Origin of the sequence: Chelatococcus sp. HY11, assembly GCF_018398335.1 — a bacterium.
GTDB lineage: Bacteria > Pseudomonadota > Alphaproteobacteria > Rhizobiales > Beijerinckiaceae > Chelatococcus.
In genome coordinates, this window is record NZ_JAHBRX010000002.1 from 486659 (window position 1) to 499635 (window position 12977).

Below are 12977 nucleotides of genomic sequence, written 5' to 3' on the forward strand. Positions count from 1 at the left end.
CAGCATTGTGATCGAATACAGGCTGGCACATTTGCGCGATGTAGGCGATCCTGCTGTTAAGTGAGCGTCCGTAACAGCGTTTATTAAGTCGAGCACGTAAACTCTCTGCAACGGCACGCTTTAGGGTTATAATGCTTCGTTAGGGCAAAGGTACACAATGCTCCCGAGCGACGACCTCTTCACAAGCTACACGAGGGCCTTCGAGGCCCGGCGGCAGACTGAGATGTCCTTGGCGGACTATCTTAAGGGATGTCGCAGCGATCCCATGCTTTACGCAAGCGCACCGGAGCGTTTGCTTGCGGCGATCGGAGAGCCCGAAATCGTGGATACCTCGAAGGATCCGCGATTAGGCCGCATCTTCATGAACCGCACGATCCGGGCCTATAAGAGCTTCGCGGAGTTCTACGGCATGGAGGAGACGATCGAGCGGATCGTATCCTTCTTCCGGCACGCCGCGCAGGGGCTCGAGGAGCGCAAGCAAATTCTCTATCTGCTCGGTCCGGTCGGTGGCGGCAAGTCGTCCCTGGCGGAGCGGCTGAAGGCACTCATGGAAGTGCACCCGATCTACGTCCTCAAGGCAGGCGACGAGATCAGTCCTGTTTTCGAGAGCCCGCTTGGCTTGTTTGGCGCCGAAATGGGTCCAGTGCTCGAGGACGAATATGGGATTCCACGCCGCCGCCTGACGGGCCTGGTCAGCCCGTGGTGCCGCAAGCGCCTGGATGAGTTCGGGGGTGATATCTCACGCTTCCGCGTGGTGCGCATCATGCCCTCGCGCCTGAGGCAGGAAGGTATCGCCAAGACCGAACCGGGTGACGAGAATAACCAGGACATATCCTCGCTCGTCGGCAAGGTCGACATCCGCAAGCTGGAGACCCTGTCGCAGAACGATCCGGATGCCTACAGCTATTCCGGAGGCCTGAACCGCGCCAATCAGGGGCTTCTCGAATTCGTCGAGATGTTCAAGGCACCCATCAAGATGCTTCATCCCCTGCTGACGGCGACCCAGGAGGGTAACTACGTCGGCACGGAGAATATTGGCGCGATCCCCTTCAACGGGGTCATCATGGCGCATTCCAACGAGTCAGAATGGCAGAATTTCAAGAACAACAAAAATAATGAGGCCTTTATCGACCGTATTTACGTGATCAAGGTTCCTTATTGCCTTCGCGTCAACGAGGAACGGCAGATCTACGAGAAGCTTGTCCGCAGCTCCGAGCTGACGGCCGCGGCCTGCGCGCCTGGAACGCTGGAGCTTCTCGCGCGGTTTTCGGTCCTGTCACGCCTCAGGGAACATGAGAATTCCAACCTGTTCTCCAAGATGCGTGTCTATGACGGCGAGAGCCTGCGCGAGGTCGATCCCCGTGCCCGCAGTCTGCAGGAATACAAGGATGCGGCCGGTGTGGACGAAGGCATGGACGGCGTTTCGACGCGCTTCGCGTTCAAGGCGCTCGCCGCCGCATTTAACCACGATACAACGGAGATTTCTGCTGATCCCGTCCATCTGATGTATGTCCTCGAACAGATGGTGCGTCAGGAGCAGCTTCCCGGCGAGATCGAGAAGCGATATCTCGAATTCCTGAAGGCCGAGCTGGCGCCACGTTACGCCGAATTCATTGGTCATGAGATTCAAAAGGCTTATCTTGAATCCTACCATGACTACGGTCAAAATCTGTTCGATCGCTATGTAGCCTATGCGGATGCCTGGATCGAAGATCAGGACTTCAAGGATCCCGACACCGGGCAACTGCTCAATCGCGAGCTTGTCAATCAGGAACTGACCAAGATTGAGAAGCCGGCAGGAATTGCCAATCCGAAGGACTTCCGGAACGAGGTCGTTAAGTTTGCCTTACGCATGCGGGCAAGCCATGGTGGGCACAACCCGTCCTGGACGAGCTACGAGAAAATCCGCGAGGTTATCGAGCGGCGCATGTTCAGCCAGGTCGAGGATCTCTTGCCGGTGATCAGTTTCGGCACCAAGAAGGACAGCGAGGCGGAGAAGAAGCACGGCGAATTCGTCGAACGCATGAAGTCACGGGGCTACACCGAACGACAGGTCCGGCGGTTGGTGGAGTGGTATATGAGAGTTAAGCAGGCGGGCTGACCAGTTCGGATGACTCATCTGTGTATATCATTGATCGACGCCTCAATCCCGGTGGCAAGAGCTTTGCCAATCGCCAGCGTTTTTTGCGACGCGCGAAAGCGCTGGTTCAGCGTGCCGTGCGCGATAATTTCAAGAGCCGCAGCATCAAGGACCTGGATCAGGGCGGTGAGATAGGAATCATGCGGCAGGGTGTGCATGAGCCCACCCTGCGGCGTGCTTCAAGCGGTGGCCAAAGAGACCATGTGCTCCCGGGCAACAAGGAATATCTCGAGGGCGACACCATCCCGCGTCCCAATGGCGGGGGCGGTGGGTCGGGCTCCCAGCCTGGCCAGGGAGGGGATGGGGAGGATGAGTTCCGTTTCGTCCTGACGAAAGAGGAATATCTCGATCTCTTCCTTGATGATCTCGAATTGCCTGATCTCGCCAAGCGGCGCCTCATGGACACCGAGGCCAAAGAGATCCAGCGCGCCGGTTACTCGACGACAGGCTCTCCCGCCAGCCTTGCCATAGCACGCACCATGCGATTGTCGCTGGCGCGCCGTCTGGCGTTGCGCCGTCCAAGCGCCGCGGAAATCCTCAAGCTTGACAGTGAGATCGAGCGGCTTGAGCGCGAAGGTGCGTCTGAAACCGAGCTCGTCGTTCTGCGGGAGGAGCGTGAGCGTCTGATGCGGCGCAATCGCCGGATCTCCTATATCGACCCGATCGATCTGCGCTACCGTCGGTATGAGGCCAATCCGAAACCAGTCGCGCAAGCTGTCATGTTTTGTCTGATGGACGTCTCGGGCTCCATGAGCGAACATATGAAAGATCTGGCAAAGCGGTTCTTCGCGCTGCTGCATCTCTTCCTCACGCGCTGCTACAACCATGTCGATATCGTCTTCATCCGCCATACCGACCGGGCGGAAGAGGTCGACGAGCAGACCTTCTTCTATTCCACCGAGACCGGCGGCACGATCGTTTCAACGGCGCTGGAAGAGATGCTGATCATCATGCGTCAGCGCTACAATCCGGCAGACTGGAACATCTACGTCGCCCAGGCCTCGGATGGTGACAATATGGGCAGCGACAGCGCCAAGGCCGCGGGCCTGCTGCACGACCAGATCCTGCCGGCCTGTCAGTATTTCGCCTATCTCGAGGTCGGACGCGAGGAGGACCCGATGCCAACGGGCACGGCTCCCCGACCAAGCGATCTCTGGCGGACTTATGAGACGATCGCGATGCCGGAGGGGCATTTCGTGATGCGCAAGGTCTGGCATCGACGGGAGATCTACCCCGTATTCCGTGAGCTGTTCAGGCGGAGGGGTACCAATGTCCGCGGCGGTGCAGCATGAAGTCTGACCGGCCGAGCCACACGCATCCCCTGCTGTTTTCCGGCGCGGATTGGGATTTCGACACGATTCGCCGCATCTATGAAACGGTGGAGCAGGCGGCGCGCGACGAGCTCGGGCTCGATACCTATCCCAACCAGATCGAAGTCATCACGACGGAGCAGATGCTGGATGCCTATTCCTCCACGGGCATGCCGCAGCTCTACAAGCACTGGTCCTTCGGGAAGCAGTTCGCCCATCACGAACTCGTCTATCGCAAGGGCATGCGGGGGCTCGCCTATGAGCTCGTCATCAACTCCAATCCCTGCATCAGCTATGTGATGGAGGAAAATACGGCGATGATGCAGACCCTCGTCATCGCCCATGCCGCATTTGGCCATAACCACTTTTTCAAGAATAACTATCTGTTCCGGCAATGGACGGACGCCGAAGGCATTCGCGACTATCTCGAATTTGCCAAGGGTTATGTCGCGGCTTGCGAGGAGCGCTATGGCCAGGCGGCGGTCGAACAACTCATCGATGCGGCCCATTCGCTGATGAACCAAGGGGTCCATCGCTATCCCCGGCGACAGCGCCTGGACCTGAAGGCCGAGGAGCAGCGGGAAGCGGAGCGCCACGCCTATCAGGAGCGCCTCTACAACGATCTGTGGCGCACCGTGCCGACAGGGACGCAACAAGCCTCGCGCCAGAGCGAGGACAGGCGCCGCGCGCTGCTGGAACTGCCGGAAGAGAATATTCTTTATTTCCTGGAGAAGACAGCGCCCAAACTCGCGCCGTGGCAGCGTGAGATCCTGCGCATCGTCAGGCATGTTGCCCAGTATTTCTATCCGCAGTCGCAGACGAAGGTGATGAACGAGGGCTGCGCAACCTATTGTCACTACCGCATCATGACGCGCCTTCATAAACAAGGCTCGATCAACGACGGGGCCTTCCTCGAGTTCCTGCAGTCGCACACCAATGTGGTGGCGCAGCCGACATTCGACACGCCCTACTACAACGGCATCAACCCCTATGCGCTGGGATTTGCCATGATGGAGGACATCGCGCGGATCTGTAACGATCCAAGCGACGAGGACAGGGAATGGTTTCCGGATATCGCGGGAAAGGGCGATGCCGACAATGTCCTCAAGCATATCTGGGCGAATTACCGCGACGAGAGCTTCATCGCGCAGTTCCTGAGCCCGCGTCTGATCCGCGAATGGCGCATTTTCCATGTGGCCGACGACGCCAGCAAGAATGCCCTCGAGATTGCGGCCATCCATGACGAACGCGGATACCGCCGTATCCGCCGGGCGCTGGCGCGCCAGTATGACATCGCGTGGCAGCAGGCCGATATCCAGGTCGTTGACGTGGATCTGGCGGGCGACCGTCATCTCATCCTGCAGCATGAGGTGATCAACGGCATCCTCCTGACCGAGGGCGACACCACCCAGGTGCTGCAGAATCTTGCCAGCTTGTGGGGTTACAATGTTATTCTGCGCGAGGTCGATCCAGCGACCGGAAAGGTGCTAAAGGAACATGTCGCGAGGGCAACGCCTGCCATCGCGGCGTAGAGGCGTTCGGGATCTCGCGACGATGACTGCTGCCCCTGCCAATATTGTCATCTGCGCCGGGCAGCCAGTCGATACGGGCGGGCTTCGTGGCGCGTTCCCCGAGGACCTCGTTCCCGCCGTTCGTGCTGCCTTGCGCAGCTGGTTATCGGCCTTTCCCCACTTCACCGGCTACTGCTCGGCCACAGCCGGCGCGGACATCGTGTTCGGCGAGGAGGTTCTGGCCCTTGGTGGCCAGCTCAACATCGTCCTTCCCTGCGAGATCGGCGATTTCATCGCTCAGTATGTCGCGCCGGCCGGCGAGGCCTGGGTGGCACGCTTCGACGCCCTGCGCGCGCGCGCTTCCCGCATCGAGATCAGCTGCGAGGAACGGCTCCTTGGGGATGAAACCCTGGTGCGCTTCAACAACCAGATCCTGCAGGGACTGGCGCGGCTTGAGGCGGACCGGGTGAAGGCTGAGACCCACCTCGTCATTGTCTGCAATCTCCGCACTCCGGCCGAGCCGGGCAGTCCGACCGATTTCATGGTCAACTGGCCGGATGACGAGCGCCTTACCGTCATCGATCTGGACGCACTTGCCAGCGCATCCGGCGTGGCCACAGATCACGAGGCGGGAAAAGCCACCGATATTGACGTGGACATGATCTTCGGCACCAGTCCACGTGCTATCCGCGCCATCATGTTCGCCGATATCGCCACTTTTACGAAGACGTTCCAGGATGACCAGCTGCCGCTGCTCTGGGACTTCCTGGCCGAGGCGCAACAGACGATCGAGAGCAGCGCCAAGGCGCCGATCCTCATCAATGCCTGGGGAGACGGCATACACGCGGCCGCCGAAACCGCCCATGACCTGGCCGACTACGCGGCCGCGCTCGCCGCGAGTGTGCTTGAGGTCGACCCCGCAGCCTACGGACTGTCGGCGCGGCCGCGCTTCCGTATCGCATTGCACGCCGGTCCCGTCTTCGTCGGCCTTCATCCCTTGACCGGCCATGGCATGATCTATGGCCACCACGTCAACCGTGCCGCGCGGATTGAGCCGGTGGCGCTCCCCGGTCAGATATATGCCTCGCGATATTTCGTGGCGCTGCTGCGGGCCGAGATGGACGCGCGCAACTACACGGCGCGGGAGGCGGGCGCGACCTACGCGCCGCGCTATCGGGCCGACTACATCGGCCAGATCGACCTGCCCAAGCATTTCGGCAAAGAAGCAGTCTACCGCCTCGTTGATCTCAACGCAGCCGCTGTTGCGTCTGATGAGCCCCAGTCCACCATGAAGCGCCCTCCCGCCCCTCGCCTCGACCTCACGGTCAAGAATGATCTCAGCGAAATCAGCCGACTGGCGGAGGAGATCGATATCTTCTGCAACGTGGCCGGTCTTGGCGAGGATACCGCCTATGCGGTCAATCTCGCGCTCGACGAGCTGCTGACCAATACGATCAGCTACGGTTTCAAGGATCAGGCCGCCCACACCATAGACGTCACCCTCTCATTCGAGACAAACGTTCTCGTTATTACGATCGTGGACGACGGCGTGGCGTTCGACCCTTCCGTTCCGCCGAACCCCGACATCGACGCGGCGCTTGAGGACCGCGATATCGGCGGACTCGGCATGCATTTTGTCCATACGGTGATGGACGATGTCGACTATCGCCGACACGATGGGCATAACGAACTCACGTTGAAAAAGAATGTCGCCGCTCCCGCACGCGATACGGCAAGGTAGGAGAGTTTCGTTGGATATCGAACGGCTTGAAATCGACGGCGTCAGCGTGGCGGCTCCGGTGGGACGCGTCGACAGCAATACCGCCCGGGAGCTTGAGACGGTGCTGGTGCCACTCTTCGACGAAGCGAAGGCCATCGCCGTGGATTTCGAACGCCTCACCTATATATCGAGTGCCGGGCTGCGCGTGGTCCTCATCGCCGCCAAGTTATCCAAGGCCAAGAACGTCCCTCTCGCCCTCTCCGGCTTGTCGCAGCCGGTGCGCGAGGTGTTCCAGATTTCCGGCTTCGCGAAGCTTTTCGCAATTCACGACAACCGTGCGCAGGCCGTGGCGGCATTGGCGAAAAGCTAGTCTGGCGTGTTCTCGACCGCCGGCTCGATGCTCCCCACAATGTCTCTCCTCGGGAGAGACAACCAGGAGGAGAGCTGCTGGAGGAGAGATCAATTGTGATCCAGGTGTATTCGCCGATCGTTTATCAAAGCCGGCTTGACTCAGGAAACTTGCGACGGCGCGTAATGGTAATACGCCCCCTACCGCGGCACTACTCCCTATAAATCTTGCGCGTACCGGCGCCGATCGCGGTAAGAAGCGCGTTCGGGGCATAGTTGCAGGCTTTCGCCAGGGGCTCGAGCGGCAGCCCGGCGTCGAGGAAAACGACCTCGGAACATCCAGCGAGTTCGCGCGTGCTGATATCGGTGACGTCGACCATCGTCAGGTTCATGGCGATCCCGCCAACCGTTTCAACGAGGACATCCCCGACACGCGCCTGCAGTCTCTGCCCGAAACGCTGCGGTAAACCATTGGCATAGCCGATCGCGACCGTCGCAATACGTGATGTGCGCGTGAGCTCGGTGCCGGCATAGCCAACCCGGCTGCCTGCGGCATAGTCCGCCACACGCAGGATATGCCCGGACAGGCGGTAGCAGGGGAGCAGCCCCTCCTGCCATAGACGTGAGGTTTGCACACCGTAGAGCGCGCTGCCGACACGCGCGATATCGAAATGCCATGACGGCGGCCAGTAGACGCCCGAAGACGAAGCCAGACTGACAGGAGCTTGCGGGAGTTCCGCCAGCCACCGCAGCAGCCGGTTGTACTGGTCGTCGTTGCTGGCGTCGTCCGGGCGGTCGAAAGCGGCAAGATGCGAGACCCACGCCCTGACATCGAGATGGCGCCACAAATCGCCAAGCACCGTCCCGTCGAGAAAGTCCTCGCCGGTGAGCCCAAGACGCCCCAGCCCAGTGTCGATCTGAACCGCGACCGGCATGGGCACGCCGGAAGCGGCCGCGAAAGCCGCAACCGCGCGCATCTCGGCAACGCTCACGAGGACTGGAACGACATCGGCCTTGAGGAAAGCGACGGGCTCGCGTCCAGCCAAGCCGAGAAGCGTGTATACGGTTGCGGACGGCGCCATCGCGCGTACGCGAAGCGCCTCCTCGAGATCATCAACCCAGAAGGTGTCGCAGCCGGCGGCCGATAGGCTGGCGACCACAGGCTCCAGCCCAAGGCCGTAAGCATTGGACTTGACGACGGCCGTGACCGCACCGCCGGTGAAACGGCGCTGCATCTGCGCGAAATTGGCGCGTATGGCCGCGAGATCGACATGGAGGCATGCCTCAGCGAGCCCGGTGGCTTTCGGGGGAGAACGGAAGGCGCTATCGGTCAGCGTCTCATGCGCAAGGGCGACCACCTGACTGCTGCGCGGCGTCATGCCTGCCTCGCAAAAAGGATGTCGTAACCGCCGTCGTCGCGTCTGCGCCAGGCTGTTCCCGCGTATCCCTCTGCGAGCAGCCTGTGGGCTTTTCCGGTATCTGTGGCCGCGCTCCAGAGGTCGTGCTCAGCGCCAGACGCCTGAGGCTTCTTGTCAACGGCACGGAAGACCAGATAACGCCAATGGCCGCCGTACTTGCGCTTGAGCGCGCGAATGTGGAAGCCCGCGTCGAGGAGATTGGTCCAGCTGCGCGCGTTGCCGGGAGCCGCCGTGGCGTAGACATGCGCGACGCCCGCGCCCCGCGCGGCCTCCAGCCGCTGGTCTATGAGCGCACCGTGGAGGCGCCTTCCCCAGTCAGAAGGACGTACCGAGGCGCCCGCGAATTTGGCGAGCTTGACCGATGGCGCTAGACCGATCACGGGCCGAGCATCCTCCGATGGCGGCAAGTCGAGCTGCAACACACCGTAGGCAGCCAGTCCCTTATCATCGAAGGCACCGACAATTCGACCGCCGCCTGCCAGAATGCCCGCGAAAAAAGCGCGCGTTTCAGGCTTGACCAATGCAGCGTCGCCCATGGCGTCAATCGCCTGAAGATGCAGCGCATAGATCGCATCGAGATCATCTGTGGCTAACAGCCGCCAGGACAGGAGACGGGACGCAGGGACCGCTTCCGGCGGGCCATCCGCGCCACGGTCATCCATGAAATCACTGACGATCGCCCCCATCGTTTCCATCACCCCGTCAGGACTTCCGCATAGTTCAGCATCTCGATCGGCGGATAGAGATCGAGCTCCTTCGCCACCGGCATATTGATGATCAACGAAAATCGCTTGAGACTCTCGATTGGTATTTGCGCCGGTGACAAGCCCTGGCGCAGGATCTTGACGGCTTTCGAGGCCGCAAGCTGCCCGACGGAATAGTAGCGGGTCACGAGCCCCACCAGCGCTCCACCCTCGCGGATGGCGAGCTCGGCCGCACCGAATGTCGGAAGCTTCTCCTTGAGGGCAGCCGGCACCACACGTTTGTACTGGGTTCCGAGAAAGGTATCCGGCAGGAGGTAGAGCCAGTTCGCACCGGCCGCTTTGATCTCCGCGATCAATTCCTCGATGCCGTCAGCGATCGGCCGGCCAGCGGAATCGACGCGGAACTGGCGTGGGATGAGCTCGAATTTCATCGACTGCTGGAGAGCCTTCACCTCCTCGACGATCGCGACCGAGTTCTGCTCCGTCTCCGTATAGAGCACACCGAGCTTCACGATCGGACGGTAGGAGCTCATGGCCCTCAGCTGGATCGCCGTTGGCACCACATGCACAGCGCCGGTCACATTGCGGCCGGGCTCGGCAAGGCTCGGCACGATGCCGGCATTCACGGGAGCCGCGACGAGGGTAAACACGATCGGCGTGTTGGTGATGAAGGCCGCCTTGTCAGCCGCGTCATAGCGCCCGGCCACGCCGAGCGTCACCGGCGTGCCCCAGGTGTAGACGAGATCCGGCTTCAGCTGCCGGATTTCCTCGACGAAATCGCTGAGCTTGGCCCGGCCACGGTCCGCGTCCCGCTCGATGAAGGTTGCTTCGACGCGATTGGCCGCGAGATAATCGTCAAAACCGTCCTCGACCTCGGTGCGGCCACGATAGGTAATGCGATAGATCTTGAACGGCCCGTTACGCGCCTGGGCAAAGGCGCCGCCTGCCGCGAGCGCGGCGGTACCGCCGGCGGCGAACTGCAGAAACGAACGACGACGCATCACACCCCCTCCACCCCGCCTCTTATTCAGCCTGCACGACCGTCGTATGACGCGACGATCGCCAGTAGGCAAATACGGCGACAAACACAGCCGAAGCGAAGGCCATGCCAAGTCCGATGGTCACCACGGCTGAGGTAAATCCATACCGCCCCAAGAGAAAGCCCGCAAATGCGGGTCCAAGCGCATTGCCCGTGCGCTCGACGAGACGGAATATACCATAAAGTGAGCTCTCACTGATATCGCCCGAGAGCCCACGACCAAACTCGCCGACCAGCGCCGATTGCGGTGCGATGCTGATGGCCTGCCCGATTCCAAACAGCCCGAGCATCAACGCGAGAACAAGCGGCTCCTCCGCGCTGATAAGCACACTGAGGCCGGAGAGCCCGGCCACGATGCCTCCAAGCGCCACGAAGGGAGCACGCTGATTGAGCCGGCTCGCAAGCGCGGCGAAAGCCGGCACCAGGAGGACCATGGCGATCGGATAGACCATCAGGAGCCGTCCGGTTGCCGCCTGCCCTGCCCCCAGCGCCTGCATGTGCAACGGCACGAGGAAGAAGCAGTAGGCCACCAGGATGATCTTGGCGGGCAGCGCGCATAGAAAAAACAGGCAGGCCAGCGGTGGCGAGGCGAGGATAGGGCCAAAGTCGCGCCAGCGGATGGTCGGCCCTTTGGGCGCGGAGCGGCGCTCATCGCCGCGGCCGCCCGGCATGGCGATGAGCGCGAGAATGAGGCTCGCTCCAGCCACCAGGCCGGCGATCACGAAGGTCGCGCGTATCCCAAGACGATCAGCCAACATGCCGCCGATCGGCGGACCGCAGAGGCCCGCGACGAGGATCGCGCCGATGAACATCGCCATGCCGCTGGCGCGCTGGCGCAGATCCGTATGGTCGATGACGAAGCCCTGGGCGCTGACGAACACGGCGGCGAAGCCAAGCCCAGATACCACGCGCGCGAGGGTCAGCATGACAAGGTCGGTTGCCATCGCGGACCCGATGTAGCCGACAAGGCCGAGGGCCGCGCCTATGATAAGGCTTGTGCGCCGGCCGAGCCGGTCCGTCACACCGCCAAGGATGGGCTGGGACAATGCGACGACGGCGAGGAAAGCTACCATCGGCAGACTGGCGACCATATCCGGCGAAAGCCCGGGGATCGGCGCGGCGAGATCCTTGATATAGATCGGCAGGAAAGGTCGTGTGAGCTCTTCGGCCAGCATGAAGATGAAGAGCGGCGCGCGAACTGCGATGACCGAAACCGGTGCCTCGCTTGAGCCTTCGCCGAGCTTGAACTCCTTGCGCAGCCCTTCGACGATGGCTTGACGCAGAGCCTCGCCCTGCGCGGCGAGGCGAGCGACGAGGACCGCGTAGCGACCGTGCAGATCGGCGAGACGCCGGTCTATCCGCGCGGCGAGGCGGCCGAATTCACTGCCGCCGTCGACTGCCGCATGCAGACGCAGATCATCACGGGCGATCGTGTCGAGCCGCGTCTCCACGCCTTCGATGGCGCCATAGAGCCCGGCGCCGAAGGCGATATGCATTAGTTCGAGCGCGACCAGCGCTGTGACGATCATGATGATGGCAAGATCGATCCAGAGTTCCGACACCACCTTGCGCGCGAAGGCCGGATCAAGCCCAACCGTCAGCACCGCCGGGCTCGCGGAACCGCTGCGGACCGCGACAGACAGCGCCGATTGCGCGCGATTAAGGCCTAGAGCCGGTGGGGGCACCTCGGCGGGTATGTCTCCCGCCGCGTGCAAGACCTTCCCGCCTGGAATGCGGAGCAGGACATAGGCGATGTCCGGATTGCTCGTGACGGTCCGCTCCAGATAGGGGCGGACGCCCTCCAGGCTGTCGAGCGGAATGCCGAGCTCAAGCGCGCGGCCCATCAGGCTCGCGACCGAATCGGCAACTGTCGCGGCCTTTGCCTCAAGTTCCGGCAGCAACACCTTTTCCGCACGGCCCGCCGTACGCCAGCTGAAGGCAGCCAAGCCAAGGACAAGCACGAGAACCAGTACGGCCGATAGCTGTATCCGGACGCTCTTCACCGGAGATGCTCCATAGCGGTGTTATCCTGATGGAGTTGCTCCAGAGCAGCGTCGGCACGGGCAAAGGGATTACCTTCGTTGCGGATTTCCACGACGGCGCGGGCTCGCGCGAGAAGATGCCGCAGCACGAGAAAACAGCCGAAGCTGCCAGCCAGAACGGCCGCGAGGCCGATCGGCAACGCATCCTGCACCGCCGCGGCGCGAATCGTCGCCAGCCCGCGTGCCACGGCGGCACCATCAAATCGGATGGCCACATTGCCGACAGGCGCACCAAAATCGTTGACCAGGGGCTGGTCGAACCGGAAGGCCTTGAGATCATCGGTCCGCCCGTCCGGATGCCCGGCACGGGTGGGGTTGCTGCTGAACAGCACCACCCCGTCGACATCGCTGACATCAATGGACATCGTGAGGGGATCGGCCGTGGCCTGGCGGGAGAGCAGTGCCGGCAGGGTCATCTGTTCGGGCAGGCGCAGGCCCAAGGCGAGCGCACTGTTGATATCGTTCGCGATATCCTGCGCCACCATCGCCATGCGCGAGCGGATAAGGTCGCGGTAGGCGGTGCTGACGCCGGAGATTGTCATGAAAGCCGCCAGCGCCATCGCGAGGCCGATGATGATCGCAAACAGCGGCAAGGTCCGAAGTGACAGCCTGATCATCTCGTGCCCCCCGGCACCCCTCATCCACGCCAAACCGGCAACGGCGCACCAGCGTCGAACCGCCCTTCTGAAAGACATAGCATAACCGCAAGAAATCAACGGCAAATATAGCGCGCGCGGTGACAGTG

At 61.8% G+C, this 12977-nt stretch carries 10 protein-coding genes; 5 read left to right on the top strand and 5 right to left on the bottom strand.

Going from position 1 to position 12977, the window contains the following annotated elements; all coding sequences use genetic code 11:
• The first annotated feature begins 157 nt into the window (after positions 1–157).
• The 5 genes from KIO74_RS23215 to KIO74_RS23235 are packed head-to-tail and all read left to right on the top strand — an operon-like array spanning position 158 to position 7051.
• Complete coding sequence (locus tag KIO74_RS23215; protein WP_213337187.1) at positions 158–2101, top strand: PrkA family serine protein kinase; 1944 nt, start codon at positions 158–160, stop codon at positions 2099–2101.
• 20 nt (positions 2102–2121) lie between these two features.
• Positions 2122–3432 carry a YeaH/YhbH family protein gene (locus KIO74_RS23220; protein WP_213337189.1) on the top strand — a complete coding sequence of 437 codons (1311 nt, stop codon included), beginning with the start codon at positions 2122–2124 and terminating at the stop codon, positions 3430–3432.
• Entirely contained in the window at positions 3429–4982 is a 1554-nt protein-coding gene (locus KIO74_RS23225) for a SpoVR family protein (protein ID WP_213337192.1), read from the top strand. Before KIO74_RS23220 ends, KIO74_RS23225 begins: the two co-directional genes overlap by 4 nt.
• A gap of 22 nt (positions 4983–5004) precedes the next feature.
• Positions 5005–6702, top strand: coding sequence for an ATP-binding protein (locus tag KIO74_RS23230; protein WP_213337195.1), 1698 nt, complete (start codon positions 5005–5007; stop codon positions 6700–6702).
• 10 nt (positions 6703–6712) lie between these two features.
• Positions 6713–7051, top strand: a complete 339-nt coding sequence (locus tag KIO74_RS23235; protein WP_249731448.1) for an STAS domain-containing protein — start codon at positions 6713–6715, stop codon at positions 7049–7051.
• A gap of 190 nt (positions 7052–7241) precedes the next feature.
• Here the strand turns inward: KIO74_RS23235 and KIO74_RS23240 are convergent, their stop codons facing one another.
• From KIO74_RS23240 to KIO74_RS23260, 5 genes are read right to left on the bottom strand one after another with little or no spacing between them, the layout of a single operon-like run.
• A complete protein-coding gene (locus tag KIO74_RS23240; RefSeq protein WP_213337200.1) occupies positions 7242–8408 on the bottom strand; it encodes an alanine racemase in 1167 nt (388 codons plus the stop codon).
• Positions 8405–9142 (bottom strand): GNAT family N-acetyltransferase, encoded by a 738-nt coding sequence (locus KIO74_RS23245; protein WP_213337203.1) that lies wholly within the window; start codon positions 9140–9142, stop codon positions 8405–8407. Before KIO74_RS23245 ends, KIO74_RS23240 begins: the two co-directional genes overlap by 4 nt.
• Complete coding sequence (locus tag KIO74_RS23250) at positions 9142–10152, bottom strand: ABC transporter substrate-binding protein (protein ID WP_213337205.1); 1011 nt, start codon at positions 10150–10152, stop codon at positions 9142–9144. Before KIO74_RS23250 ends, KIO74_RS23245 begins: the two co-directional genes overlap by 1 nt.
• A gap of 22 nt (positions 10153–10174) precedes the next feature.
• Entirely contained in the window at positions 10175–12193 is a 2019-nt protein-coding gene (locus tag KIO74_RS32535; RefSeq protein WP_213337207.1) for an MFS transporter, read from the bottom strand.
• The gene (locus tag KIO74_RS23260) at positions 12190–12849 is read right to left on the bottom strand and encodes a hypothetical protein (protein ID WP_213337209.1); all 660 of its coding nucleotides are present in this window, start codon (positions 12847–12849) and stop codon (positions 12190–12192) included. The genes KIO74_RS32535 and KIO74_RS23260 overlap by 4 nt, the downstream gene beginning before the upstream one ends.
• Positions 12850–12977 lie beyond the last annotated feature (128 nt).